The sequence below is a fragment of the Shewanella rhizosphaerae genome (assembly GCF_019457655.1).
Taxonomy (GTDB): Bacteria; Pseudomonadota; Gammaproteobacteria; order Enterobacterales; family Shewanellaceae; genus Shewanella; species Shewanella loihica.
The window spans coordinates 400,040-425,393 of record NZ_CP080420.1; the positions used below are offsets into that span (position 1 = coordinate 400,040).

Sequence of the window (25,354 nt, forward strand, 5' to 3'; positions counted from 1 at the left end):
CATTTTCTAGAGAGCCGGGATTTGGGCGCTAGTTCACACTCTGAGTCGCGGCCTGAAATCCTGGCCTGGGATTTGAGTGAGTAGTCACGGTAATTTTTGGCGGATGTTAATAAAATGCCAAAGATAACAATAAGATATTTCTAATTAACGGTTAGGAATTATTGAGGTGTCAGGTGTTAAAAATTACGCCATATCTTGAGTTCGATGATGAGGCGCACCAACTACACGATCGTACCTGTGGCGCCACGATAGGGCTGAGCTTTTCCGAGTCGGCGGTGTTGGCTCACCTGCTTTCGCAGCCCGATGCCATCTGCGACAAGGAGGCCTTGATTGCGGTGGGTTGGCCCGATCGTGTGGTGGCGGCAACCTCGCTGACTCAATGCATCAGCACCCTGCGCAAGAAGCTGGAACCCTTTCCCGAGATACAGTTAAAGACCATAGCCCGGCGCGGCTATCAGCTCCATGTCTCGACTAAATCCCATGTGACCATGTTGGCGGTAAGCGATGCGGGCTCGATCAAAGATGCGCTCATCGATGTCTCCCTTATGGTCAAGGTTAGCGGTATTCTGATCCTGCTGGGGATAGTGGCGACCCTCTGGTATCAGAGTGATTATCACCAGGTGATGAAGCATGCGGCCAGATGGGCCTCGGATCATGAGATCAATCTTAATATTGGTGGTACCACACGGTCCGTGACGCTGATAAACCCCAAGGGGGTCGATAGCCTACACCCTTCCATGTGGCAGAAGCATATCGCACCTGAGAGCAATAGCATCCAAGGGTTTAACAATTTTGGCGGCTTTGCCTTCACCGATGGCAACCATTATTCGATGGCGCTCTGCGATCTGGATGAGCGCGGTGAGTGTCGCCGCGACAAGATAGTCAACCTGACGGCGATCGATCTTACCCCGGCGGGGCTCAACATGGTGGAATTTGTCGAGCTGAGTAAGCGGATGGAGGAGCGGATTCGCTATAACCGCATCCTTATCCCGCCTGGCGAGGCTGGCGGTGACCTGGTGGAACACCACTACAATGGTGATGTCTATTTTCCTGTGGCCGACGAGTTGTTGGTGCGCGCCGACATAGGGATCTCTCTGGTGTATGAGCAGCCCCTCGGCGGCAAGTTTTACTCCCGCGCCTGTATCACGGACCAGGACTGTCTGACCACGCCGATTAAGTATCAGATCCGTGGCGAGTTCGAGCAGTATCGCCAGAAGCTGGGGCAACTGGATGTGGACGTGTTTCATGTGAAGGTGAGGCAGAAAGATCTCATCATGCCCGACGTGGTGAGCGCCTCGGCGATGCATTTCTATCGCGAGATCCGCAAGCACAACATTCGCGATGAGGAGCTGTTTTACATGCGGGTTCATGCCGACAACGGCACGGCGGTGTGGGTGGTGCCTCTGCTGGGCAGCCTGGTGGCCTGGACCAAATATGAGAAGGTGGCGCTTTAGCCAAATAGCGATAGGGCTTGAATCAAGTTAGCCCCGGCCTCGCGGACCAGGGCTAAGCGCAGATGAGATCTACTTGATGAAGGCGAAGGCGTCGCCATAGAGGTGTTCCTCTTCGACGCCGATCTCGCGGAAGACTTCACGGGCGGCGCCGACCATGTCGAAACGACCGGCGATATAGATGTCGTAGCCGTTGAGGCTGACATAGTCTTGCTTGATCTGGGCCAACAGGTTGGCCGTCTTACCCTGCCAGTCTGGCGTCGATTCTTCTACCACGGGCACGAAATGTAGCCAGGGGTGATCCTGGTGCCACTGGCGCGCCAGCGACTCATAGTACATGGCGTCCTGATTACGGCAGCCCCAGTAGAGGGTGGTTTCTACCTTCTGTTCCAGGGCAATCGCCTGCTCGACGATACTCTTGATGTAGGAGAAGCCAGTGCCGCCGGCGATCAGCAGTCGTGGTCTGTGGCTGTCGCTGCGTAGGAAGGCTTCGCCGCCCGGCGCCTCGATGTCGATATATTCGCTCTGCTGTAAACGTTCGACCACCTGCATGGGGTAGCTTTCGCTGACGGCCGCGCCAATGTGCAGCTCAATCTGCTCGCTACCTGGCGCCGAGGCGATAGAGAAGGGACGTTTATCTTTTTCACCCATTACGACGCAAAGGTACTGACCAGCCTTAAATTCGAAGCTGGTTTTTGGGGTTAATGCTACCTGATAGACGGCATCATTAAAGGCGGTAACATGTTCAACTTTACAGCGTATGGTGTTCATTCGTTTTCCTTTCAGACCCTCTCTGTGGAGGTTTAGCACCTCTGAATACCCGATTAAATTGTTCAGGTATTCAAAGGGTTAACTTCTTTGATTTATTTTTAAAATTCAGACGATTAGTTTACGCCTGATATTGATTATAGTGTCGGGGCATCGTCTATGCCCAGGTCATCCCAGATCGCATCGATTCTCTGTTTGACCGCTTCGTCCATGACGATTGGGGTGCCCCATTCGCGGTTGGTTTCCCCTTCCCACTTGTTGGTGGCATCCATACCCATCTTGGAGCCGAGTCCGGCCACAGGAGAGGCGAAATCCAGATAGTCGATAGGGGTGTTGTCTATCATGACGGTATCGCGCTTTGGATCCATCCGGGTGGTGATGGCCCAGATAACATCGTTCCAGTCGCGGCAGTTCACATCCTCATCCACTATGATGATGAACTTGGTGTACATAAACTGGCGCAGGAAGGACCAGGCGCCCATCATCACCCGCTTGGCGTGCCCTGGATATTGCTTGCGGATAGAGATCACCGCCATGCGATAGGAGCAGCCTTCGGGTGGCAGATAGAAGTCGACGATCTCCGGATATTGCTTACGCAAGATAGGCACGAACACCTCGTTCAGTGCCACCCCCAGCATGGCGGGCTCATCGGGTGGCCTGCCGGTATAGGTGCTGTGGTAGATGGCGTCGCGTCTATGGCTCACATGGGTCACTGTGAACACGGGGAACTCGTCGGTTTCGTTGTAGTAACCCGTGTGATCCCCGTAGGGGCCCTCTTCGGCCATCTCGCCCGGTTCGATATAACCTTCGAGGATGATCTCGCTGGTGGCGGGCACCTCAAGATCGCAGCTCAGCGCTTTACATACTTCGGTGCGCTCGCCCCGCAGCAGGCCGGCAAAGGCATATTCGCTCATGGCGTCGGGCACAGGCGTCACGGCGCCTAAGATGGTCACGGGGTCGGCGCCCAGCGCCACCACAACCGGGTAACGTTCGCCCGGATGTTGCTCTTTAAAGTCTTTGAAGTCCAGCGCGCCGCCGCGATGATCCAGCCAGCGCATGATCAGCTTGTTTTTGCCCAGTAGCTGCTGGCGGTAGATACCTAAGTTTTGTCGCTTCTGCCTCGGGCCCTTGGTAATGGTTAATCCCCATGTCACCAGCGGGGCCACGTCGCCAGGCCAGCAGTGCTGAATAGGCAGCTTGGTGAGATCCACCTCATCGCCGCTGACCACCACCTCCTGGCAGGGGGCGTTGCGTACCGTCTTGGGTGGCATGTTCAGCGCCTGCTTGAACATAGGGATCTTGGATATGGCATCTTTAAAGCCGCGTGGCGGCTCAGGTTCCTTTAGGAAGGCCAGCAGCTCGCCCACATCGCGCAGGGCAAGGGGATCTTCCTTGCCCAGGGCCATGGCAACGCGTTTTGGGGTGCCAAACAAGTTGGCCAGCACAGGCATTGTCTTGCCGACAGGATTTTCAAACAGCAGCGCCGGGCCCTTGGCTCTCAGCACACGATCGGCGATCTCCGTCATCTCCAGATGGGGATCGACAGGGTGGGCGATACGCTTAAGTTCGCCATTGGCTTCGAGGTGATCGATAAAACTGCGTAAATCCTTAAAACTCATTTGGAAATACTCGCGTTGAGAAAAATGTGATATGGCGCGCACTATACCATTTATGGGCGCTATTCCCAAATAGCTTGCGTCGGCTTTGCGAGCCCGGCATGGCAAGATTTTCAGGGGGTATAATTAAGGGTAAGATGCGATAAACCCCTTGAGAGTGAGGTGGCAAGATGAAGCCCGATTTGAAACCTTTATTGCTCCTGGTTGGCGTGCTTTGGCTCGGGGCCTTGCCGCCCGTGTCTAACTCTGCCTGGGCGCTCAAGATAGACGATGAATTCGAGGTAGATCCTGATTTTGGCGTGGACCCAGATTGGGAGTATCGCCCCGACTGGGACAGGGACTTCTATGATCCCTGGCGCTGGCGTATCGGCATAGGCACAGGTTTTCCCTACTGGCGCCATGGCAGCTATGGCTATTGGCGTGATGGCTGGCGTTACCCCTACCGTTACCAGCCGCGCAAATACCGCAAGCCGAAACCGCTCGCACCGCCGCAGCAAGTCACCACGAGTTTTACCCGGAGCGATGCCATTAAGAGCCTACCCGCAAACGCCAGGGTGAGGGTGAAAGAGGGCAGAACTGTATATGAATGGCAAGGGGTAGAGTATATCTATGACTGGAATAGCGACAGCTACATCAAGATTAAGTAGCTGTCATTCTGTCGCTTCTATTTATCTATTAGATGGGCAGTAGCCAGCGCTCGCTTCTAAACCAATAGTAGTGCTCGGGATCGTTGGAGAAGGCTACCCTGTGGGCCTTGCCGGTGATCTCTTCGCGTGGAACGAAGCCTATGACGCGTGAGTCGGCGCTGGCGTCGCGATTATCCCCAAGCGCCAGATAGTGCCCCTCGGGGACAGTTACCGGGCCGAAATTGGCCAGCCTCGAGGGTTGGTCATTCAGCCTGATGGCGTGGGGCTTGCCAGGCAGGGCTTCTTGCCAAACGCTAAAGGCTCTTTGTCCATCGCTAAGGGCTTCTTTCCCTTGGCTAAAGGCTTTTTCGGTATTATCTGCAAGTGCCAGTGGCTCGGCGCGATAGTTGAGGGCCACGCCGTTGAGATAGAGGCGGTTGTTGCGCATCGCCAAGGTGTCGCCGGGCAGGCCTATGATGCGTTTGACCAGCTTCTTGTTGGCCTTGGCCGAGTCGAAGGTGATGATGTCGCCGCGCTCCGGGTCGGCCAGCTTGATCAGGCTGACATGGGTGAAGGGCAGGCGCAGATCGTAGGCCATCTTGTTCACCAGTATGCGGTCGCCCTGCACTATGGTGGGCAGCATGGAGCCGCTGGGCACATGGTTCCAGTCGGCTACCGCGCTACGAAAGACCAGCATCAGACCGATAAACAGAATGAACTGGCGGTGGTGTTTCACTTGTCGCATCACTTTTTTTAGCATACCAACTCCTTGGAAAGTAAAGTGTCTTAGCATCAGACGCCGCATCGCCCAAGTGGTTCCTGCTGTGTTATCCCAGAAGCGTAAGCAAATATTTTTGCTCTGCCGAGCTCGGCATTGATATAGTGCTGCCTGTTGTCCTAAGGCCATACCCATGGAGAGAGAATGAAGTACCAGTGGATATTATTTGACGCCGATGAAACCCTGTTTCATTTCGACGCCTTTAAAGGATTACAGTTGATGTTTTCGCGCTTCGGTGTGGATTTCACCCTAGCCGATTTCGAAGAGTATCAAACGGTTAATCTGCCTTTGTGGGTGGATTATCAAGACGGCAAGATCAGCGCCCGTCACCTGCAAGTGACCCGTTTCGAGCGTTGGGCCGAGAAGCTTTCTGTGACCGCCGAGCACCTTAATTCGGCATTTCTCACGGCCATGGCCGATATCTGTACCCTGCTGCCCGGCGCCGCCGAGCTGGTGGATGCCCTCTATGGCAAGGTGAAGATGGGGATCATCACCAATGGCTTTACCGACCTGCAGACGGTGCGTCTGGAGCGTACCGGCTTGCTGCATGCCTTCTCGCCCGTGGTGATCTCGGAAGAGGTGGGGGTCGCTAAACCCGACGTGGCGATCTTCGAACACGCCCTGTCGCAGATGGCTCATCCGCCCAGAGAGCATGTGTTGATGGTGGGAGATAATCCCCATTCGGATATTCAGGGTGGGCTTAACGCCGGCTTCGATACCTGTTGGCTCAACCGCGCCAGTCAGCCAGTCCCCCAGGGGATCACGCCCCACTATCAGGTGGCATCACTCACCGAGCTGCAACACCTGCTGCTTAAGGGCTAATGCCAATAGGGTTAACAGCCCGAATCCACAATCTCGAAACTTGGGCCCTGGGTAGTACTCAGGGCCTGTGTGTATTTGAGGTAGCAGTTCTCGCTACTGGACTTCTTGCTCGGGTGCATGAAGCGGATAAAGGGCTCGGCTTTGTTATTGTGAAAGTACCAGTCGGCCGGGTCATCGGCGTTGAACACGGCATCGGCAAAACTGGCCTCGAGCAGGAGATCCCATGCGTTGGCCGAGTCGGCGGCCGGGTAACCATAAGCGAGTTCCACCTGATCGCCGTTGAGGCTTATGTTTGTGCTGGCTTGTGTCTGCAGGTTTTCCAGACTCGCCTTAGTAAACACTAGGGGCAGGGTGCCGCTCATCTCACTCTTGAGTCCCTGTAGGGCGGCGATGCGGGCATCGGACTGGATATTGATGAAACGTGGCAGGGCAATGGTGGCCAGAATGCCGAGTATGATGACAGTGATGACAAGTTCAATCAGGGTAAATCCGTTACGTTTCATCTTGCTACCTGGGGTTGGCTTTGTGCCTATACTACACCCTGAGCAGGCATTTGATCCCTAAAATAGGTCCGAAAAGGTTGTTTTTAACGCATTTGTCATCGAAAAATGCCTTAATGGATTATTTGTTGCTCAGTTAGTGAAATTTAGGCTTTACATTTAAAGTCCATTTCCTTACTATTCTCGGCGTTCGGAGAGATGGCAGAGTGGTCGAATGCACCGGTCTTGAAAACCGGCACGGGTTTATAGCCCGTCTAGGGTTCAAATCCCTATCTCTCCGCCACATTAAGAAAAAGGGCTTCCAGAAATGGAAGCCTTTTTTCGTTTTGGCTGGCCATTATCTAAAGTCTGGTCATAGAGATTATTTGAACCCAGGGTTCCTAATATTTAAATTCTGGCTATCTCTCTATCACATTAAGAGAAAAGGCTTCCTATCTATTCCATTTTGCTAGCCCATCGTCATCTGTGCCTGGGGGTTAACCCTAGTTCTCCTTTCCTTGCTTTAATTCCGTCTAACCCAACCTCAGTTGCATATATGCCGCATAATTATTCGCCAACATGAATAGGCAAGTGGTCGTTAATCGGGGAAGAGGGGGCCGGTTTTACTGGGAGTTTGCGAGTAGATAAGCAGGCGCTAATGGGCTTGTGGCTCACAAAAATTCCGGCTTTTGTGATCGGTTTTGGTGTTTTTAAGGTTTAAAAATTGTTAAATGTGGCGTTTTTATCGCTAATTCGAATAAATTTTAAACATCGGGCTGGATTCCCGCTTTCTTTTACCGAGCGCTTTTTGCTATGCTCCCGCGGCATAAAAATACAGTGTAAATGATTCGCATTTTTTCAATTGCTGTCGATCGCATTCCAATTTTGGACTGATCTATTGAAACCTACTCCTAGTCATTTTCTGGCCGACGCACAGCGTGACCTCGCCCGGCTGGCAATTAGTCATCAGAAACAGTTGGCCTATCTGTTAAGCCTGCTGTTGCTCTGCTATTGCCTCTCGGTAGTGATCTCCAGCTATTTAGATAGCCGTGAGCTGATGCAGCTGTTGTCAGACTGGCTGCTATGGGAGTCATTTGATCTCTCCATGATGGGGCCAGTGTTCATCAGCCCGCTATTCATCTATCCATATCTCTGTCTCTGTTTCATCGCTTATCAGCTGTTTTGCCTCCTGGCTTCCCAAGGGCCAGGCTACCCACTGCTGACATGCGATCTTAAGAGCGTCGAACATGACGCTCACGGCTGTCGCGCCCCTCCAAGCCTAACACTCTGTTTATAAAATACTTTAAGTATCCTTAGCCGCTTAATTTTCGCAGCTTGAGCCCTATTTTGCGCTCTATGCTTGCCCCTTGCTGGCCCGGATACCCTTGCCAAGCCCATTTGGCAATCTCATAAACTAGGGTTAGAGGAATATTCCTTGTGTTAATTCGAAACTTTGCCAAAGCAAGCTGTGCCATGGCGGCGCTGATGTTGGCAGGCTGTGAAGGTGGCGTACTCGATCCAAAGGGACAGGTGGGGATCGATGAGAAGCAGTTGATCGTGATTGCCACCTTGTTGATGTTGATCGTGGTGATCCCTGTGATCGTCATGACCTTGTACTTCGCCTGGAAGTATCGCGACGGTCGCGATCATGAAATCTATGCACCTAAGTGGGCGCACTCTAAGACGATCGAATTGGTGGTCTGGTGCGTGCCTATCGTCATTGTCGGCATTCTGGGTGTGATCACCTGGCATTCGACCCATAAGCTGGACCCTTATCAACCGCTGGAGCATGAGGCCGAGCCGATCATCGTCGAGGTGGTGTCACTCAACTGGAAGTGGTTGTTTATCTATCCTGAGCAGGGGATCGCCTCGGTCAACGAGCTGGCGTTTCCTGCCAATGTGCCGGTGAACTTTAAGATAAGTTCCGATACGGCCATGAACTCCTTCTTCATTCCCCAGCTGGGTAGCCAGATCTACTCCATGGCGGGCATGACCACTAAGCTGCATCTGATCGCCAACGAGCCTGGCACCTACAAGGGGATCTCGGCCAACTACAGTGGTGCGGGCTTTACCGGCATGAAGTTCAACGCGATCGCGACGCCGACCCGCGGCGATTTCAACGCCTGGGTTGCCAAGGTGAAGCGCGAAGGCGCGACGCTCGGCCCAGAGAGTTATCGCGAACTGGCGAAGGAGAGCAGCAATAATCCCGTGAGCTACTACGCCTCGGTCAGTGACGGCCTGTTTGAGCAGATCGTTATGCAGTACATGCATCACCACCAGATGCCAGCCCATGAGGGCATGGCGATGCCGGCCGCCACTTTACACGGGCAGTCACACGAGCAGGTGCATGCATCTGAGTCATCTAACACGACGGGAGGCGAACACTAATGTCGTCTTTTCTTGGAAAATTAACACTGGATGCGGTTCCCTTCCACGAACCCATCATCATGGTGACCCTGGCTGCGGTCGCCGTGATAGGCCTTGTTATCGCGGCCCTGATCACCAAGCATAAGAAATGGGGCCCTCTGTGGCGCGACTGGCTGACCTCGGTCGACCATAAACGCCTGGGGATCATGTATATCCTGCTGGCCTTCGTCATGCTGATCCGTGGCTTCTCCGATGCCATCATGATGCGTACTCAACAGGCCATGGCCACCAATGGCGCCGCCGGCTACCTGCCGCCCGAGCACTATGACCAGATCTTCACCGCCCATGGCGTCATCATGATCATCTTCATGGCGATGCCTTTCATGATAGGCCTGATGAACCTGGTGTTACCGCTGCAGATAGGCGCGCGCGACGTTGCCTTTCCGTTTCTGAATAACCTCAGCTTCTGGTTGACCGCCTCCGGCGCCGTGCTGATCAACATCTCTCTTGGGGTGGGTGAGTTTGCCAAGACAGGTTGGGTAGCCTATCCGCCGCTGTCTGAGCTGGCCTATAGTCCCGGGGTTGGGGTCGATTACTATATCTGGGCGCTGCAGATCTCCGGCATAGGGACTACCCTGACTGGGGTCAACTTCCTAGTGACCGTGCTTAAGATGCGCGCGCCGGGCATGAAGTTGATGCAGATGCCGATCTTCACCTGGACCTGTACCTGGGCCAACATACTGATCGTCGCCTCATTCCCGATCCTGACGGCCGTGCTGGCTATGCTGACCCTGGACAGATACATGGATTTCCACTTCTTCACCAACGAAGGCGGTGGTAATGCCATGATGTATATCAACCTGTTCTGGGCCTGGGGACACCCTGAGGTGTATATCCTGATCCTGCCGGCTTTCGGTATCTTCTCCGAGGTGATCTCAACCTTTACCGCCAAGCGTCTGTTTGGCTACAAGTCTATGGTTTGGGCCAGCGGCGCCATCTCGATTCTGGGCTTCATCGTCTGGTTGCATCACTTCTTTACCATGGGCTCGAGTGCCAACGTCAATGCCTTCTTCGGGGTGATGACCATGGTGATTGCCGTGCCGACCGGGGTGAAGCTGTTTAACTGGCTGTTTACCATCTACCGTGGACGCCTGAAGCTGACGGTGCCCGTACTTTGGACCCTGGGCTTCATGGTGACCTTTACCATAGGCGGCATGACAGGTGTGTTGCTGGCGGTGCCTGGCGCCGACTATGTGCTACACAACAGCCTGTTTTTGATTGCGCATTTCCATAACACCATCATAGGCGGCGCCGTGTTTGGCTACCTGGCAGGTTTTGCCTTCTGGTTCCCTAAGGCGACAGGTTTCCATCTCAACGAGCGTCTGGGTAAGGCGGCATTCTGGTGCTGGCAGGTGGGCTTCTATGTCGCCTTCATGCCGCTGTATGTGCTGGGCTTCCTCGGCATGACACGTCGTCTCAATCAGACAGATAACCCGGACTGGAACTTCTGGATCTATCTGGCGGCGGTCGGTGCCTGCATCATCTTCGTCGGCATAGTGCTGCAGTTCGTTCAGCTGTACGTGAGCATCCGCGATCGTGAGCAGAACCGTGACACCACCGGCGACCCTTGGAATGGTCACACCCTTGAGTGGTCGACTGCTTCGCCACCTCAGTTCTATAACTTTGCCCGTCTGCCTCAGGTCGTCGATATCGACGCCTTCACCCATGCCAAGGAGCAGGGCCAGGCCTATCAGATGCAGGAGAGCTACCAGTCGATCCACATGCCGAAGAATACAGGCCATGGAGTCTGGATGGCCCTTGGGATCACCGCCGCCGGCTTTGCCGCCATCTGGCACATCCTCTGGCTGGCCATCGCAGGTTTCCTGGGCGCCTTCATCGTCTTCCTGATGCGAGCCTACGACACAGACACCGACTACTACGTGCAGGGCGATGAGGTTAAGCGTATCGAAACCGCGCACCTGAACAACTTATCTAAGGGGCAGATATGAGTATTGCTATCCCAGCTGACCTGAGTGTTACCCAGGTCGAGACCCTACATGAGGAGCACCATGATACCGGCGAGAACACCTTGTTGGGCTTCTGGATCTACCTGATGACCGACTGCATCCTGTTTGCCTCGGCCTTCGCTACCTATGCCGTGCTCTACATGAACACAGACGGCGGCGTGTCGGGCAAGGATATCTTCGAGCTGGACTTCGTCCTGATTGAAACCGCGGCGCTGCTGCTGAGTAGTATCACCTATGGTCTGGCGTTGATCTTTGCCAAGCGTCATCACAAGGGGGCGACTCTGGCTTGGTTGGCGGTGACCTTCGCTTTAGGCTGTGTGTTCATCGGCATGGAGGTGAATGAGTTTCATCACCTGATCCTCGAGGGCAATGGCCCGCAGCGTAGTGCCTTCCTCTCCGCCTTCTTTGCCCTGGTGGGCATGCATGGTCTGCACGTGAGTGCCGGTCTGGTGTGGATGGCGATCATGATGCTTGAGGTGGTTAAGCGTGGCACGGGCGGACGCACCCTGACCCGCCTGAACTGCCTCAGCCTGTTCTGGCATTTCCTGGATATCGTCTGGATCTGCGTGTTCACCGTGGTTTATCTGATGGGGGTCTTATTATGAGCCAAGCCACTACCCATGGTCAGGACGATCTGACCGCCAGCATCAAGTCCTATCTTACCGGCTTCCTGCTCTCTGTGGTGTTGACCGGCATCCCCTTCTGGGCGGTGATGACTCACAGTCTGGAGACCTCGACCACTCTGGCCATAGTGCTGGTGTTGGCCGTGGTGCAGATTCTGGTGCATCTTAAGTATTTCTTGCACCTTGATTTTTCCAAGGAAGGCAAGGTGAATACCCTGTCGTTTATGTTTACCGCCCTGGTGATTGTCATGGTGGTTGGCCTGTCGGTGTGGATCATCTACGCCGCCAACGACCTCATGATGTAGGAGAGGCTGCATGATTAGGCATTCGACCTCAACTCAGGTGGCCGCGCCCTTGGGGGCTTATCTTCAGGTGACCAAACCCGGGATTATCATGGGAAACCTCATCGCCGTGGTGGGCGGGTTTCTCCTGGCCGCCAGGGGGGAGGTCGATGCCGTTTTGATGCTGGCGACGCTGCTGGGGCTCTCTCTGGTGGTGGCCTCAGGCTGCGCCATCAATAACTATATCGACCGGGATATCGACGCCAAGATGCAGCGCACCTGCCGCAGGGCGACTGTGACTGGCGCTATCCCACTAAAGCAGGTACTTGGCTTAGGCATAGCCCTAGGCGTACTCGGCTTTGGCCTGCTGGCCTGGTTTACCAACCTGGCGGCCTTGCTGTTTGCCGCCTTCGGCTACCTGGTTTACGTGGGGCTCTACAGCCTCTATATGAAGCGTAACTCCGTCTATGGCACCCTGGTCGGCAGCCTCTCGGGCGCCGTGCCGCCCGTGGTGGGTTACTGCGCCGTGACCGGCAGGATGGATGGCGCGGCGTTGATCCTGCTGGCCATGTTCAGCCTGTGGCAGATGCCGCACTCCTATGCCATCGCCATCTTTCGCTTTAAGGACTATGAGGCAGCCAATATTCCTGTGCTGCCCGTGGCCCAAGGCGTAGAGAAGGCCAAGCTGCATATCGTCTTCTACATTGCTCTGTTCGCCCTGGTATCAACCCTGCTACCCCTGGCGGGTTATACCGGGGTGGGCTTTATGGCGGTGAGTTGCGTGACCAGCTTCTGGTGGCTACTGATGGCGCTGAAAGGCTATCGCAGCGATGTGAATCTGCTGCGTTGGTCGCGCCAGGTGTTCGGTTTCTCGATACTCACCATAGCCATCCTGAGCCTTACCATGGCGCTGGACTTTCAGGTGGCCGGCCAGGCGCCGCTGCTGGCAATGTTGCGCTAGAAGTTGTACTAGCAGTTGCGCTATCTGTAGCGTTAGTAGCGCTTTAAGAAGAAAGCAAAAGGCGACCCATCAGGGTCGCCTTTTTTATTGTCTGACATCTTGTATGCCTCTGTTTCACCGACAGCTATTTCAGTGAAAAATAGATCTCTGTTACCAGCTCATGCTCCGCCACTTCGGGGAAGAAGTTGTGGTACTCGAAGTAGAGAGGAAAGTCCCTCAGCTCCTCGCCGCTCTGGGGCAGCCAGTCGCGGTAGAACTGATAGATCTTATCGTCCATCTGATCATGCGGCCCCTGGTGGCGGATCACGGCGCAGCGACCGCCGGGGATCGTCTTGGTGATCACCCCAAAGTCGTTGGCCTTGACCTCAGATGCTACCGAGCCACAGATGTCGAAGCGAAACGCCTCGGGCGCTACCGTGTTAGGGTCGTTAAAGGGCACCCCCAGGGTCAGGCTGCTGGCCACAGGGGATTCGCCGCTCTGCTTGCGCCAGTTGATAAATTGTTGAATCGAGTCGTTCAGTGCGGCCGGGCTGCCTTGGTGTTCCAGCACGGCGACCTTGATATCGTCTCTTTGCGTGAGTTTGATCTGCACAGTTTCTCTCCTTGTATAGTTCACCTTGGCATATTGTTGACTCCATTGCTCCCACTTAGGCGTTAACCTGAACTGGGTCGGGGTCTGGGCAAATACCTGCTTAAAGGCTCGCGAGAAGGATTCGCCGTTCTCAAACCCGGCATCTAGGGCGATGTCGGTGATCTTGAGTTCGGGATGAAACACCAATCGGTATGAGGCCCGCTTCAGCCTGAGCAGGCTGATGTATTTACCTAAGGTTATGCCGGTATACACCTGAAACTGGCGATGAAAATGATACTTGGAGAAGTGCGCCTTCTGGCTCAGTTGTTCCAGCGTCAGGGGCTGCTCCAGATGTTTCGCAATATAGTCACAAACCGTCTGGATTCGTTGACTGTAGGCCTGGTGCGCTGCTCGGTTCATATGCATCCCTTTTCAAGTGAGCGGCCATTGTGCGACGCGAGGGCTTGCTTTGCCTGACTCATATTGCTCAATGGCGATTGGCCGAGCAATTGTGCTTAAAAGCCCCTGCGTTTCCAAAAGTTGGCCACCTGACTCTCCTCATCGTTAAGATGCACATGAAAGGTTTTCTCGGCAACCACCTTGTTACCCAGGGAGAGTGTCATGCGCCACCTGCCCACCTTGTCATGCTCGGGGGCCCAGATGGTGTCACCCAGATAGAACTTCCAGTCGTTGGACTCGACAAACAGCTCACCCTCGAAGGGCGGGCGAACATTGCCCTGCTGGTCTGGAATATGGGGATGATAGATACAGTAGCTAAGCCTTTGATTCTTTGCCTTACGGATACGGGCGATGAAGCCAAATTCTATGTCTATCTCTGCCGGCACATGGACCGTGGCCTTGAGAAACTTGGGCAGATCCGGGCTCTCTTCATCCCAGCGGCTGAAGAGTCCGGCTTGCAGTATGGTGACATCGGCTTTGAGCTTAGACAAAAGGGGGGCGTGATTTAGGCGTTAGGTGTGATACTTCACGGCCATGTCGATCAGCGGCTCACGGCTGGCCTTGGCGGCGCGTAGTCTGGCCAGATAGTTCTCCCACAGATCTACCTGATTGCTGGCCAGATCATAGAGCACCTTCCAGGAGTAGAGGCCTGTGTCGTGGCCGTCGTCGAACACCAGCTTGACCGCATAGTTGCCTACAGGGGTGATGGCGTTGATATTGACGTTCTTCTTGTGGGTGACCAGCACGGGATTGCCGTGACCATGGACCTCGGCCGAGGGGGAGTAGACCCTTAGGAGTTCGCAGCTCAAGGTATATTGCTGACCGTTGTCGAAACTTATCTCCAGCTGGCGTGACTTGCGCTTGAGTTTGAGCCCTGTGACCTTGGGCGTATCGCTTTGGGGGGTCATATGCTTCGCCTATTCGTGGGAGGGTATCCCTGGTTAAAAAAAGAGGGCCCGCAGGGGAACTGACGGGCCCTTTAAGTTTACAGGATGAAGCGGCTGAGATCTTCGTCCTGCACCAAGTTCTCCAGGTGAGCGTTGACATAGTCGGCATCGATCACAGTCGTGCTGCCTGACTTGTCCGAGGCCTCGAAGGAGAGATCTTCCATCAGGCGCTCCATCACTGTGTGCAGGCGGCGGGCACCGATATTTTCGGTGCGCTCGTTCACCTGCCAGGCAGCCTGAGCGATGCGCTCGATACCCGACTCGCTAAACTCTACCTTAACGCCTTCGGTGGCCATCAATGCCACATACTGCTCGGTGAGCGAGGCATGGGGCTCGGTGAGAATGCGCTTGAAGTCGTTGGCAGACAGGGCTTCCAGCTCGACGCGGATTGGCAGACGGCCCTGCAGCTCGGGGATGAGATCCGATGGTTTAGACATCTGGAACGCGCCCGAGGCGATAAACAGGATATGGTCTGTCTTGACCATGCCGTGCTTGGTGTTGACCGTGCAGCCTTCCACCAGAGGCAGTAGGTCGCGCTGAACCCCTTCGCGAGAGACGTCTGGACCCGAGGTGTCGCCACGTTTACAGATCTTATCGATCTCATCTAGGAAGACGATGCCGTGCTGCTCGACCAGTTCGATCGCCTGCTCTTTAAGATCGTCAGGGTTCACCAGCTTGGCGGCTTCCTCTTCGATCAACAGCTTATAGGCTTCCTTGATGGTCATCTTGCGACGCTTGCTGGCGCCAGGGCCCATGTTTTGGAACATGCTCTGGAGCTGGCTGGTCATCTCTTCCATGCCGGGTGGCGACATGATCTCTATGCCTACCTGAGGCGCGGCGATATCGATCTCGATCTCTTTGTCGTCCAGCTGGCCTTCGCGTAGCTTCTTGCGAAACACCTGACGGGTGCCGGTGTCATCTTTCTTCTCAGTGTCCCAGTCTTCCTTGGGTTTAGGTAGCAGGGCATCGAGAATGCGTTCTTCGGCCGCTTCTTCGGCTCTGAACTTACACTTGGCCATCTGCTCTTCGCGGGTCAGCTTGACGGCGGCGTCGGTGAGGTCACGGATGATCTGCTCAACCTCCTTACCCACGTAACCGACTTCGGTAAACTTAGTGGCTTCGACCTTGATGAAAGGCGCCTTGGCCAGCTTGGCCAGACGGCGGGCGATCTCTGTCTTACCTACACCCGTGGGGCCTATCATCAGAATGTTTTTTGGGGTGACTTCTTGGCGCAGCGCGGCATCTAGCTGCATACGACGCCAGCGGTTACGCAGGGCGATAGCGACCGAACGCTTGGCGTTTTGCTGGCCTATGATGTGGCTGTCCAGCTCGTGTACAATCTCGCGTGGAGTCATCTCAGACATAAGTATCCCTTAATGCTTGGGTGCATACGTTTGGTAACAGTGAGCGGGCTCAGTGTTAGTAATTCAGTTCTTCTATCGTCTTGAATTGGTTGGTGAATACACAGATGTCACCGGCAATGGTCAAAGACTTTTCGGCGATCTCCTTAGCGCTGAGATCGGTATTTTCCAGCAGTGCCGTGGCCGCGGCCTGGGCAAAGTTGCCGCCTGAGCCTATGGCGATCAGGTCGTTTTCTGGCTGCACCACATCGCCGTTACCTGTGATGATCAGGCTGCACTCGGTATCGGCTACCGCTAAGAGGGCCTCGAGCTTGCGCAGCACCCTGTCTGAGCGCCAATCTTTGGCCATCTCGACCGCGGCGCGCATTAGATGGCCCTGATGCATCTCTAACTTAGATTCGAAGCGTTCGAATAGGGTGAAGGCATCGGCGGTGCCGCCGGCAAAGCCCGCCAGGACCTTGTTGTGATACAGGCGTCGAACTTTTCTGGCGTTTCCTTTCATCACTGTATTTCCCAGTGATACCTGGCCGTCTCCGGCAATGACAACCTGATTGTTGCGACGTACTGAAACGATTGTGGTCACGGTATTTCCTCTTCTCAAGCCGACGAGTAGGAAACTCATCGGTGGACAATAGCTTAGATATGGGGGTGGCATTTTGTTTTTCAAGGGAGATCAACCATAGGTTTACCCATGCAATTCGCGAAAAGCCGAGTTTTGTGCCTCTGCGACCTAAAAGCCGTTTATTTTTATCGCCTTACTCATTCAAGTATGACGTCGGGGCTAATACTAAAGAGGGGGCCTGTCTGGGCAAAACTAGCCGCTTGGTGGTGGGCTTTCATACCTTAGCCGGATGAAGGGGGAGAGGCTTGTCCGCATACTTTTGCCTGCCAGCACAGGCTGGCGCTTGTTTCTAAGCCGCTTGTTTCAAACATGGGGATGAAAGGAAAACGGTTCGCGGTGTAGGGGTCGACAGGCCGGAGGTTGCACGGTGACGCTTGTCGGGATCTTCGCAGGATGCGCCAACATCGAGTGATGGGCGAAGAAGATTCGGCATCTGGTAATCGCAGTTTCATGTTACTGCTGAGACTTGCACAGGATTGCACCACCTAGGTGGTGTGCACAGGGGTTGCCTCAGGCGAGCGCCCCGACAGATAAATTTAGTAAAGGATATTACTCATGACAAAGCTACTTCCACTGGCCGCCGCCATTGCGATGACAATAGGTACCGCCCACGCTGCCGACAGCACGGCGACCACTTCACAAAATGGTTCGGGTAACATTGCCTCGACGGTGCAGACTGGTACTAACCATACTGCGACTATCAATACCGCCCTGGGTTTCGACAGCTCGGCGACTATCGACCAAGCCGGTGACGCGCAAACGGCCACCATCAACCAGATCGGCGGCGTCGCGAACTCTAGCGCCATGGTGACTCAGTCTGTGTCGTCAAATAACGCTACCGTTAACCAGGAGCACATGGACAACACCCATGCGACGGTTACCCAGGCCGGTGAGAGCAACAACGCCGATGTGAATCAGCTGCATGTTAACGACTCACAGGCGATCGTTGTGCAACAGGGTAACACCAACAACGCCAACATCAGACAGTATGGTTTCGGCATCCATAACCCAGCCGGTTCAACCATATTGCAGACTGGCAACAACAACAGCGCTAATACAGATCAAGATACCTCTACCGACGCCCTGTCGACCGTAGTACAGACCGGCGCCGAGAACATCGCCAACGTTAACCAGATGAACAACGCCGAACGTTCGGTTGTTGCGATTAATCAGATCACTAACAGCTCTGTGGCAACGGCGACTCAGGATGGCTCTGGCGACTCGAGCATCACCATCAACCAGATCAACGGCTCTATCGGCACCGCCGATGTGACCCAAAGCAACGGCAGCGAAAACCTGGCGAGCGTGACTCAGGATGATAACAGCCTGAATGCCACGGCGAGCGTGTCGCAAACTGGCAGCTTCAACCAGGTGAATACACTGCAACAGCATGCCATCAACACCAGCCTGAGCGTGATGCAAAACGGTGAGTCTAACATTGCCTCAGTCAATCAAGAGCATGTGAACGACAGCGTCGCGACCGTGAATGTGACCGGTGACACCAACACCACCACAGTGCGTCAGTATGGCTTCGGTTACCATGAGCCAGCGTCGGCGACCGTAACGACTGTCGGTAACTTCAACAACGTGAACATCAACCAGGATACTTCATTCATGGCTGAGGCCAGCGTAAACCAGGTGGGTAACGGTAACATCGCCCTGGTGAACCAGCTTAACGAGTCTGATAATTCCAAGGTGTTCATCGACCAGATCGATGCCAGCGAAAACGGTAATGTTGTCGTGGCGCAGGATCAGGCTGCCGACTCTACGGCGACTGTGATGCAGTCAGGTGTTAATGGTTCGGCGGTATTTGTGGCCCAGGGTCCAGGTAGCCAGCTGAATGCCAACGTGAACCAAACTGCTAGCGTGGGCGGTATCGTAAACATCAATCAAGATGGCCTAGATCAAGGCGCCATGGTGAGCCAGAGCGGCACAGACAACATGGCTGACATCGACCAGACTGCCTCGCTAAACCGCGTGACTGTTGCTCAGATGGGCGATTTCGGTGCAGCCGATATCGATCAGACTGGCAACAACAACGAAGGTTGGGTTAACCAGACCGGCGGCGAATACAATGACGCCGTGCTGCTGCAACAGGGCGATGACAACTACGCCATGATCGAGCAATCTGGCCTGGGTCTTGATGGCGCACACAACTTGGCGACCATCAACCAGCTGGGCATGAACGATAGCGCTTCTATCATGCAAGCCGGTGGTTTCGGTAACACGGCGACCATCACCCAGAACTAAGCGATTTACGCAGACAACAAAAAGCCAGCATCATGCTGGCTTTTTTATTAACTCAAAGAAAAAACGGGCCTAGGCCCGTTTTTTGGTCGATAAGATTAACCGCCTTCCCAGAACCAGATCTGACAGCCGTTGAGGCCGCCGCGTTGTAGTATGTGGCGATGTTTCTCCGCAAGGCGTTTGCGCTCGTAGGGGCCAAGCACCACCTTATACCAGGTGCCATTGCTACCGCTGGCCTTACGCACCTGTGCCTCTAGGCCCTGGAAGGCTATCTTCGCCTTCAACTCATTGGCCTGAGCTTCTGTTTTAAAGGAGCCGCACTGCATCTTATAGGGACGGGTCGGCGCTGTGTTTTCTGGAATATCCACCTCGACCTGCTTATTCTCCAGCTCCTCCTGGTAGGTCCACTCCTCCTTGGGCTTAGGCGGCAGGGCATTGGGGTCCTTCTTGACCACCTTAGGCTTAACCGCTTGCACCTCGGGTTGAGTCTCTACCTTGTCGGCACTGTCGTTGATGCTCCAGAGGAAGTAGCCGAAACCGCCCACTAATCCCAGGGTCACCAGAGAGAGCACGAAGGGGAAGCGTCTCGGCGCTGGTGCCGGCTGACGTCGGCCACCCGTGCTCTTCTTACGTCCTTTCGAGGCAGGTCTTCTATTGGCGTAATCGCGATTGCTCATCCTGGCGCCCTATACTACATGCGTTCTAAGGTTTCGATACCCAGTAGATCAAGACCCTGCTTCAGCGTCTTAGCGGTCAGCTGTGCCAGCAACAGACGGCTCTTCTTCTCATCTTCTGAGTCGGCCGCCAGCACTGGGCAGGCCTCGTAGAAGCTTGAGAAGGCGCCCGCCAGTTCAAACAGGTAGCCACACAGGGCGTGAGGCTGACCCTTGGCCACCATGCGACCTAGTACCTCGGCAAACTGGGCCAGCTTGTTGCCTAGTTCTTTCTCTTTGTCGTGTTCCAGCTTGATGCTGGCACCGGTTAGGTCGATATCGGCCGCACGCTTGAAGATGCCCGCCACACGCGTGTAGGCGTAAAGCAGGTAAGGCGCGGTGTTGCCCTCGAAGCTTAGCATCTGCTCGAAGCTGAAGATGTAGTCGCTGGCGCGGTTTTTCGACAGGTCGGCATATTTCACCGAGGCGATACCCACCACCTTGGCGATCTTGGCCAGCTCCTCTTCATCCATATCAGGATTCTTGCTGCGAACCAGTTCCAGTGCACGGGTCTCGGCCTCGCTCAGCAGGTCTACCAGCTTGACCACGCCACCAGAGCGGGTCTTGAATGGGCGACCATCTTCGCCGTTCATGGTGCCAAAGCCCATGTGTTCCAGACTCAGCTCTGGACGAACGAAGTTAGCGGTGCGGGCCAGGCTGAATACCTGCTGGAAGTGCAGGGCCTGACGCAGGTCGACGAAGTAGAGCGCGCGGTCGGCCTTGAGTACGTTTGAGCGGTAGCGCATCGCCGCCAGATCGCTGGTGGCATACAAGAAGCCGCCGTCGGCCTTCTGGATGATCACCGGCAGTGGCTCACCCTCTTTGGTTTGGAACTCATCCTGGAAGACCACCTTGGCGCCGTTACTTTCTGACAGCAGCCCCTGGGCATCCAGATCCCGTACCACCTGCTCGAGGTCATCATTGTAGGCGCTCTCGCCGCGCACGTCGGCGCGGGTCAGACTGACGCCCAGACGCTCATAAACCTCGTGACAGTGGCTTAGGGAGATATCGTTGAATTCACGCCATAGCTTGTTGCAGTACTCATCGCCCGATTGCAGCTCAACCACGAGCTGGCGAGCGCGGGTAGCAAACTCTTCCGACTCGTCGAAACGTACCTTGGCGGCGCGGTAGAAGCTCTCGAGATCCGCCAGTTCAACCTGGGCTTGCTCGCCTTGCTGGGCGCGTAGCTCTTCCATGTAGGCCAGCAGCATGCCGAACTGGGTGCCCCAGTCGCCGACGTGGTTCTGACGGATCACCTTGTGACCCTGGAACTCCAGCGCGCGTACCACGGCGTCACCGATAATGGTGGAACGTAGGTGACCTACGTGCATCTCTTTGGCCAGATTTGGCGAAGAGTAGTCAACCACCACTGTCTGCGGCGTTGGCAGGACCACACCCAGGTGATCGTCGTTCAGGGCGGCCATCAGCTGGTTGGTCAGAGCGTTCTCATCGATAAAGAAGTTGATGAAACCTGGACCGGCGATCTCAACTTTAGCCACCTGGCTGTCTTGTGGCAGGCTATCGATTATCAGCTGCGCGACCTCACGAGGATTCTTGCGAGCCACCTTGGTCAGCATCATGGCTAGGTTGGTGGCAAAATCACCGTGGGTTTTGTCTTTGGTTCGGTCAACCTGAATACGAGCCTCAAAATCCGCAGGGATGATCGCCTGCTGTTTTAGGGTTTGAATGGCTTGTTCGAGCAAAGATTGAATATGTGATTTCATTGGCGTTTAATCGACAGTTGCTAAATAAAAAGATTCAGGGATAACCGCGTATTTTAGCCGCTTGTGGTGGCCAATTGCTATCCTCTGGTCGGATTTTTATGAGCTATTTTTGCATTTTTTGATCACAAGAGATCCTGCGGGTCGCGATCTAGGCTCCAGCGGCATCGCTTGGCCAGGGGCAGGGCTTCGATCTGCGGCAATGCTTGCTCGAAGGCCTGCTGCAACAGGCCGCGGGTCTTGGTCTGGAACATCAGCTGACGGCGGAACTTGCCGGCCTTTCTGTCCATGGGGGCGGGCATGGGGCCGATGATCTCGCATTGCTCGTCTTGCGGCAGTAACTGGGCAACCTGGGCAAGGAAGGCGTCGGCATCTTCGGCCTTGTGGGCTTCGGCGCGCAGCAGCAACATGTGCCAGGCCGGTGGCAACAGGGCCTGTTTACGCTCCTCCAGCTGACCGCGGGCGAACTCGCCATAACCCTTGTGCATCAACTCCCTCAGTATGGGGTTGTCACATTGGTGGGTCTGCAGCAATACAGTGCCCGGCTTGCGGGCCCGTCCGGCGCGGCCCGATACCTGGGTATAGAGTTGGCCGAAACGCTCAGGGGCGCGAAAGTCGGCACTGAACAGGGCGCCATCCACATCTAACAGGCCCACCAGGGTGACGTCGGGGAAATGGTGGCCCTTGGCGAGCATCTGGGTGCCGACCAAGATCTTATATTCCCCCTTATGGATGGCGTTGAGGTGGGTTTCCAGCGCCCCCTTACGGCTGGTGGTGTCGCGATCGATCCGCACCACAGGGTAGTTGGGAAACTCCTTGGCCAGGGCGTCGGCCAACTGCTCAGTACCTACCCCTTGGCCCATCAACATGGTGCTGCCGCACTGATGACACTGCTTGGGGATGGCGTACTGATTGCCGCAGTGGTGGCAACGGATCTCGCCTAGGGATTGATGCACAGTGAAGAAGGCGTCACAGCGATCGCATTCGTGCAGGTGACCGCATTCGTGACACAGCAGCGCCGGGGCGAAGCCGCGGCGGTTGAGAAACAGCAGCACCTGATTGCCCGCATCCAGATGGATACGCATTTCGTTGAGCAGGCCATGGGAGAGACCATTCTTCAGCGGCTGATTGCGGATGTCGATGATCCCCTGGCGTACCTTCTCGGCGGCGCCGGCGCGGCTGCCCAGACTCAGGTGTTGGTAGCGTCCGGAGAGGGCATTCTGCAGCGTCTCCAGGGAGGGGGTGGCGCTGCCAAGGAGCACGGGAATCGATTCGAGATGGCCGCGCATCACGGCTAAGTCCCGGGCGTGATAGCCGATCCCCTCCTGCTGCTTGAAGCTGGCGTCGTGCTCCTCATCTAATATGATGATGCCGGGATAGCGCATAGGGGTGAACAGCGCCGAGCGGGTGCCTATGATGATGGCGGCCTCGCCGCTTCTGGCTTGGCGCCAGGCGCTCAGGCGTTGATTGTCGGTGAGCCCAGAGTGGATCACCGCCACCTGCACCTTGAAGCGACGCTTGAAGCGGCTGATGGTCTGGGGTGTCAGGCCGATCTCGGGCACCAAGATCAGCGCCTGTTTGCCCTGCTTAAGTACCGTTTCCAGCAGCGCCAGATAGACCTCTGTCTTGCCCGAGCCTGTGATCCCCTCGAGTAGGGTGCAGTGGTAGCCCTGCTGTTGGTTGAGGGTGGCGACGGCGATGGCCTGTTCGGGATTGAGCTGATGGGGCGTCTCATCGAGTTCGAGCCCGTCGCGCCAGCTGAGATCCGAGGCGATCCGCCGCTCGATACACTCTATCCAGCCCCGTTCAACAAGAGCCTTCAGCGCCGTCTTACTCAGCTCCAGGGCATTGAGTTCATCCTGGCTGAGCTCTGTCTCTAACAGGGCAAGCAGCAGCTTGCGCTGGGCGGGGGCACGCTTTAGTAGATCGATATCCGCTTCTTGTCCGGCAGTGGTCACGCGCCAGATCTGTAGCTGCTGGGCCTCCACCTCGGCGCCCTTACGCAGGGCAACGGGCAGGGCCTGAGACAACATCTGCCCCAGGCTGCAAAAATAGTAGCGGGCGGCCCATTGGGTCAGCTTATAGAGCGAGGGGGGTAATACCCCTTCATGGTCGAGAAAGGCGATAACCGATTTGATCTGGTTCGGCGCCAGGTCGCAGCTCTGGCTGAGGCCTGTCACTAGGCCGATCAGCTGCTGGCGACCGAAGGGTACCCTGACCCTGACGCCTACCTGAGCCTTGTCGAGATCGGCCTCTTTGACGCGATAGCTAAAGGCCTGGCGCATGGGGACGGGGAGGGCGACTTCGACAAACAGGGACATAGATTCGGCTAGGACTCGGCTGGCAGCAATATATAGTAGAGCAAGTGTAACCAGACAGCCTGACGAGGGCTACCAGAATCTGTCACAAGTCGGTGGAAAGCCTAGGCTATTCAGATCTAAGACTTGTGACAAAATTGTTGAAACATCAAAGAGCTTGTTGCTTAATAGCTAGGTGAGACTCGGGGTTGTCGACTAGCCGGATGGCGGATGCGTGTGACCCTGAGGTGAGCGTCTGAGAGTCGAATCGATCCACCCAAACAGGGATAAGAAGGTTGCGATGAAGAGAGTGCAATATCTGGTCATGCTGTGTCTAGTGCAGCTGGGACAAGCCGGGCTAATGAGTCTGCCCGCCTGGGCTAAGCTTACCCACGTCAGTATCAATCAAAGGCTGTCAGATCTGGGGCAGCGCCCGACGCTCAGGGTCAATATCGTTGCCCAATCGGTCAACCTGGATAAGGTGCAGTTTATCGTCGAGCAGCGCTCCGGCAGCGAGCGATTGATGGTTAAGCCGATGAACTCCTATATGTTGCTGCTCAGTGGCGTCGAAGAGGTGGAAGATGGTGAGGCGCAGCTGGTGGTCAAGGAGTATCTGGTCAACAACTGGCAGGAGGTGAAGCGCATGCCCCTGTTTGATGCCGCCACGGCTTATCAGCAGAGCAAGACGGTTAAACCAAAGCCTGTCAAATCAAATACGCCGGTTAAAACAGCCAAGACCGACAAGCAGCCGTCGCAACCCCTTGCCGCTGCCCAGCAATCGCTGGCAAGTTTGCCGCCTGTCGATGTAGGCGATCGGGTGCAGCAGGGCTGTCAGCTGGATTATGCCCCGCCTCAGACCCTGTGGCGTCTCGGCAGCACCTATGCCAAGCAGTGGCAGCTGAGCACCTATGGCGCCATGCTGGCCATCTTCGAGGCGAACCCCAATGCCTTTAATGGCGGTAAGATCAATGGCCTGCGGGCAGATGTGACCCTTAAGTGTCCGTCGGCGGCCCTCAAGCAGAGATACCAGAGCGCCGATGCGGCAAGAGCGGCCTTCGAGGCGCTGGCGGCAGAATAGCCATGGCGGCCGATCGCCGCTGGAGGAAAATCAGATAATGCAGGAGAATAGTTGCAGGCTATGCTTGTAACTATTGATGGTATCCTGTACTATCTCGCGCCTAAATATTCTATTAACTGCATGTGGTGTCCGACTTCGGGTTGGAAGTGCGACATGGCCTTAAACTTGAGGTAATCCCAATGAAACCAGGCATTCATCCTGAATATGCTGAAATCACTGCAACTTGTACTTGTGGTAACGTTATCAAAGTAAACTCAACTGCAGGTAAGCCACTGCACTTGGACGTATGTGGTGCATGTCACCCATTCTACACTGGTACTCAGAAAGTTATGGATACCGGTGGACGTATCGACAAGTTCAACAAGCGTTTCGGTATGCTTGGCAAGAAGTAATACTTCTGCAAAGAACTCTGAAAAAGGCGCCTATATGGCGCCTTTTTTGTTGCCCGTTTTTGCAGGTCTGTTATTGCTGGCCTGTGCCTTTGGGCTCAGCCTGCCACTTATCCCGTCACTGAGTTTGCAAGTGGGCCTGCAAGTGGT

Annotated in this window: 24 protein-coding genes and 1 tRNA gene; 13 read left to right on the top strand and 12 right to left on the bottom strand. The window is 55.3% G+C overall.

Annotated elements, in window-relative coordinates:
• Positions 1 to 173: 173 nt before the first annotated feature.
• Entirely contained in the window at positions 174 to 1,454 is a 1,281-nt protein-coding gene (locus K0I63_RS01830; RefSeq protein WP_220082330.1) for a winged helix-turn-helix domain-containing protein, read from the top strand.
• 69 nt (positions 1,455 to 1,523) lie between these two features.
• On the opposite strand, the gene fre is transcribed toward K0I63_RS01830, so the two are convergent.
• Together fre and ubiD are read right to left on the bottom strand one after the other, a co-directional pair.
• The gene (gene fre, locus K0I63_RS01835; protein ID WP_220082331.1) at positions 1,524 to 2,222 is read right to left on the bottom strand and encodes an NAD(P)H-flavin reductase; all 699 of its coding nucleotides are present in this window, start codon (positions 2,220 to 2,222) and stop codon (positions 1,524 to 1,526) included.
• Between the two features lie 134 nt (positions 2,223 to 2,356).
• Positions 2,357 to 3,838, bottom strand: a complete 1,482-nt coding sequence (gene ubiD, locus K0I63_RS01840; RefSeq protein WP_144200074.1) for a 4-hydroxy-3-polyprenylbenzoate decarboxylase — start codon at positions 3,836 to 3,838, stop codon at positions 2,357 to 2,359.
• Positions 3,839 to 4,005: 167 nt separating this feature from the next.
• Between ubiD and K0I63_RS01845 the strand changes: the two genes are divergently transcribed.
• Positions 4,006 to 4,482 (top strand): hypothetical protein, encoded by a 477-nt coding sequence (locus K0I63_RS01845; protein ID WP_220082332.1) that lies wholly within the window; start codon positions 4,006 to 4,008, stop codon positions 4,480 to 4,482.
• Positions 4,483 to 4,510: 28 nt separating this feature from the next.
• Here the strand turns inward: K0I63_RS01845 and lepB are convergent, their stop codons facing one another.
• Positions 4,511 to 5,221 (bottom strand): signal peptidase I, encoded by a 711-nt coding sequence (gene lepB, locus K0I63_RS01850; RefSeq protein ID WP_220082333.1) that lies wholly within the window; start codon positions 5,219 to 5,221, stop codon positions 4,511 to 4,513.
• Between the two features lie 162 nt (positions 5,222 to 5,383).
• On the opposite strand from lepB, the gene yjjG reads away from it, so the two are divergent.
• Positions 5,384 to 6,061: a pyrimidine 5'-nucleotidase gene (yjjG, locus tag K0I63_RS01855; protein ID WP_220082334.1), complete on the top strand. Its 678-nt coding sequence runs from the start codon at positions 5,384 to 5,386 to the stop codon at positions 6,059 to 6,061.
• An 11-nt stretch (positions 6,062 to 6,072) separates the two neighbouring features.
• Here yjjG and K0I63_RS01860 read toward each other — a convergent pair whose 3' ends face one another.
• Positions 6,073 to 6,564: a type IV pilin protein gene (locus K0I63_RS01860; protein WP_220082335.1), complete on the bottom strand. Its 492-nt coding sequence runs from the start codon at positions 6,562 to 6,564 to the stop codon at positions 6,073 to 6,075.
• A 189-nt stretch (positions 6,565 to 6,753) separates the two neighbouring features.
• Here K0I63_RS01860 and K0I63_RS01865 point away from each other — a divergent pair.
• From K0I63_RS01865 to cyoE, 7 genes are all read left to right on the top strand, one after another.
• Positions 6,754 to 6,844, top strand: a tRNA-Ser gene (locus tag K0I63_RS01865).
• A gap of 594 nt (positions 6,845 to 7,438) precedes the next feature.
• Positions 7,439 to 7,837 carry a hypothetical protein gene (locus tag K0I63_RS01870; RefSeq protein WP_041406303.1) on the top strand — a complete coding sequence of 133 codons (399 nt, stop codon included), beginning with the start codon at positions 7,439 to 7,441 and terminating at the stop codon, positions 7,835 to 7,837.
• A gap of 140 nt (positions 7,838 to 7,977) precedes the next feature.
• Positions 7,978 to 8,928, top strand: coding sequence for a ubiquinol oxidase subunit II (cyoA, locus tag K0I63_RS01875; protein ID WP_220082336.1), 951 nt, complete (start codon positions 7,978 to 7,980; stop codon positions 8,926 to 8,928).
• Positions 8,928 to 10,916, top strand: a complete 1,989-nt coding sequence (gene cyoB, locus K0I63_RS01880) for a cytochrome o ubiquinol oxidase subunit I (protein WP_220082337.1) — start codon at positions 8,928 to 8,930, stop codon at positions 10,914 to 10,916. Before cyoA ends, cyoB begins: the two co-directional genes overlap by 1 nt.
• Positions 10,913 to 11,539 (top strand): cytochrome o ubiquinol oxidase subunit III, encoded by a 627-nt coding sequence (gene cyoC / locus K0I63_RS01885; RefSeq protein WP_220082338.1) that lies wholly within the window; start codon positions 10,913 to 10,915, stop codon positions 11,537 to 11,539. The genes cyoB and cyoC overlap by 4 nt, the downstream gene beginning before the upstream one ends.
• On the top strand, positions 11,536 to 11,862 hold the full coding sequence (gene cyoD, locus K0I63_RS01890) for a cytochrome o ubiquinol oxidase subunit IV (RefSeq protein ID WP_220082339.1): 327 nt from the start codon (positions 11,536 to 11,538) through the stop codon (positions 11,860 to 11,862). The genes cyoC and cyoD overlap by 4 nt, the downstream gene beginning before the upstream one ends.
• A gap of 10 nt (positions 11,863 to 11,872) precedes the next feature.
• Positions 11,873 to 12,799 (top strand): heme o synthase, encoded by a 927-nt coding sequence (gene cyoE, locus K0I63_RS01895; RefSeq protein WP_220082340.1) that lies wholly within the window; start codon positions 11,873 to 11,875, stop codon positions 12,797 to 12,799.
• A 124-nt stretch (positions 12,800 to 12,923) separates the two neighbouring features.
• Here the strand turns inward: cyoE and K0I63_RS01900 are convergent, their stop codons facing one another.
• The 5 genes from K0I63_RS01900 to hslV form a co-directional block, all read right to left on the bottom strand.
• Positions 12,924 to 13,790: an AraC family transcriptional regulator gene (locus tag K0I63_RS01900; protein WP_220082341.1), complete on the bottom strand. Its 867-nt coding sequence runs from the start codon at positions 13,788 to 13,790 to the stop codon at positions 12,924 to 12,926.
• Between the two features lie 95 nt (positions 13,791 to 13,885).
• Positions 13,886 to 14,320, bottom strand: a complete 435-nt coding sequence (locus tag K0I63_RS01905) for a DUF3859 domain-containing protein (RefSeq protein ID WP_220059698.1) — start codon at positions 14,318 to 14,320, stop codon at positions 13,886 to 13,888.
• 21 nt (positions 14,321 to 14,341) lie between these two features.
• A complete protein-coding gene (locus tag K0I63_RS01910; RefSeq protein WP_220082342.1) occupies positions 14,342 to 14,737 on the bottom strand; it encodes a gamma-butyrobetaine hydroxylase family protein in 396 nt (131 codons plus the stop codon).
• A 77-nt stretch (positions 14,738 to 14,814) separates the two neighbouring features.
• Entirely contained in the window at positions 14,815 to 16,140 is a 1,326-nt protein-coding gene (gene hslU / locus K0I63_RS01915) for an ATP-dependent protease ATPase subunit HslU (RefSeq protein ID WP_011864180.1), read from the bottom strand.
• 55 nt (positions 16,141 to 16,195) lie between these two features.
• The gene (gene hslV, locus K0I63_RS01920; RefSeq protein ID WP_011864181.1) at positions 16,196 to 16,720 is read right to left on the bottom strand and encodes an ATP-dependent protease subunit HslV; all 525 of its coding nucleotides are present in this window, start codon (positions 16,718 to 16,720) and stop codon (positions 16,196 to 16,198) included.
• Between the two features lie 594 nt (positions 16,721 to 17,314).
• Here hslV and K0I63_RS01925 point away from each other — a divergent pair.
• Positions 17,315 to 19,009, top strand: coding sequence for a beta strand repeat-containing protein (locus tag K0I63_RS01925; protein ID WP_220082343.1), 1,695 nt, complete (start codon positions 17,315 to 17,317; stop codon positions 19,007 to 19,009).
• Between the two features lie 95 nt (positions 19,010 to 19,104).
• Here the strand turns inward: K0I63_RS01925 and K0I63_RS01930 are convergent, their stop codons facing one another.
• From K0I63_RS01930 to priA, 3 genes are all read right to left on the bottom strand, one after another.
• A complete protein-coding gene (locus tag K0I63_RS01930) occupies positions 19,105 to 19,683 on the bottom strand; it encodes an SPOR domain-containing protein (protein WP_220082344.1) in 579 nt (192 codons plus the stop codon).
• A 14-nt stretch (positions 19,684 to 19,697) separates the two neighbouring features.
• Positions 19,698 to 21,443: an arginine--tRNA ligase gene (gene argS, locus K0I63_RS01935; RefSeq protein ID WP_220082345.1), complete on the bottom strand. Its 1,746-nt coding sequence runs from the start codon at positions 21,441 to 21,443 to the stop codon at positions 19,698 to 19,700.
• Positions 21,444 to 21,565: 122 nt separating this feature from the next.
• Positions 21,566 to 23,761, bottom strand: a complete 2,196-nt coding sequence (priA, locus tag K0I63_RS01940) for a primosomal protein N' (RefSeq protein ID WP_220082346.1) — start codon at positions 23,759 to 23,761, stop codon at positions 21,566 to 21,568.
• Positions 23,762 to 24,038: 277 nt separating this feature from the next.
• On the opposite strand from priA, the gene K0I63_RS01945 reads away from it, so the two are divergent.
• Both K0I63_RS01945 and rpmE read left to right on the top strand, forming a co-directional pair.
• Positions 24,039 to 24,815, top strand: a complete 777-nt coding sequence (locus K0I63_RS01945) for a FimV/HubP family polar landmark protein (protein WP_220082347.1) — start codon at positions 24,039 to 24,041, stop codon at positions 24,813 to 24,815.
• A gap of 179 nt (positions 24,816 to 24,994) precedes the next feature.
• Positions 24,995 to 25,207 carry a 50S ribosomal protein L31 gene (rpmE, locus tag K0I63_RS01950; protein WP_011864187.1) on the top strand — a complete coding sequence of 71 codons (213 nt, stop codon included), beginning with the start codon at positions 24,995 to 24,997 and terminating at the stop codon, positions 25,205 to 25,207.
• Positions 25,208 to 25,354 lie beyond the last annotated feature (147 nt).

Bases quoted from the DNA above. Each gene is read 5' to 3' on its own strand.
- K0I63_RS01925 (WP_220082343.1), top strand. From the start codon at position 17,315: ATGACAAAGCTACTTCCACTGGCCGCCGCCATTGCGATGACAATAGGT.
- fre (WP_220082331.1), bottom strand. From the start codon at position 2,222: ATGAACACCATACGCTGTAAAGTTGAACATGTTACCGCCTTTAATGAT.
- yjjG (WP_220082334.1), top strand. From the start codon at position 5,384: ATGAAGTACCAGTGGATATTATTTGACGCCGATGAAACCCTGTTTCAT.
- argS (WP_220082345.1), bottom strand. From the start codon at position 21,443: ATGAAATCACATATTCAATCTTTGCTCGAACAAGCCATTCAAACCCTA.
- rpmE (WP_011864187.1), top strand. From the start codon at position 24,995: ATGAAACCAGGCATTCATCCTGAATATGCTGAAATCACTGCAACTTGT.
- K0I63_RS01900 (WP_220082341.1), bottom strand. From the start codon at position 13,790: ATGAACCGAGCAGCGCACCAGGCCTACAGTCAACGAATCCAGACGGTT.
- ubiD (WP_144200074.1), bottom strand. From the start codon at position 3,838: ATGAGTTTTAAGGATTTACGCAGTTTTATCGATCACCTCGAAGCCAAT.
- hslU (WP_011864180.1), bottom strand. From the start codon at position 16,140: ATGTCTGAGATGACTCCACGCGAGATTGTACACGAGCTGGACAGCCAC.
- K0I63_RS01945 (WP_220082347.1), top strand. From the start codon at position 24,039: ATGAAGAGAGTGCAATATCTGGTCATGCTGTGTCTAGTGCAGCTGGGA.
- lepB (WP_220082333.1), bottom strand. From the start codon at position 5,221: ATGCTAAAAAAAGTGATGCGACAAGTGAAACACCACCGCCAGTTCATT.
- K0I63_RS01860 (WP_220082335.1), bottom strand. From the start codon at position 6,564: ATGAAACGTAACGGATTTACCCTGATTGAACTTGTCATCACTGTCATC.
- cyoB (WP_220082337.1), top strand. From the start codon at position 8,928: ATGTCGTCTTTTCTTGGAAAATTAACACTGGATGCGGTTCCCTTCCAC.
- cyoC (WP_220082338.1), top strand. From the start codon at position 10,913: ATGAGTATTGCTATCCCAGCTGACCTGAGTGTTACCCAGGTCGAGACC.
- cyoE (WP_220082340.1), top strand. From the start codon at position 11,873: ATGATTAGGCATTCGACCTCAACTCAGGTGGCCGCGCCCTTGGGGGCT.
- cyoD (WP_220082339.1), top strand. From the start codon at position 11,536: ATGAGCCAAGCCACTACCCATGGTCAGGACGATCTGACCGCCAGCATC.
- K0I63_RS01845 (WP_220082332.1), top strand. From the start codon at position 4,006: ATGAAGCCCGATTTGAAACCTTTATTGCTCCTGGTTGGCGTGCTTTGG.
- K0I63_RS01930 (WP_220082344.1), bottom strand. From the start codon at position 19,683: ATGAGCAATCGCGATTACGCCAATAGAAGACCTGCCTCGAAAGGACGT.
- priA (WP_220082346.1), bottom strand. From the start codon at position 23,761: ATGTCCCTGTTTGTCGAAGTCGCCCTCCCCGTCCCCATGCGCCAGGCC.
- K0I63_RS01910 (WP_220082342.1), bottom strand. From the start codon at position 14,737: ATGACCCCCCAAAGCGATACGCCCAAGGTCACAGGGCTCAAACTCAAG.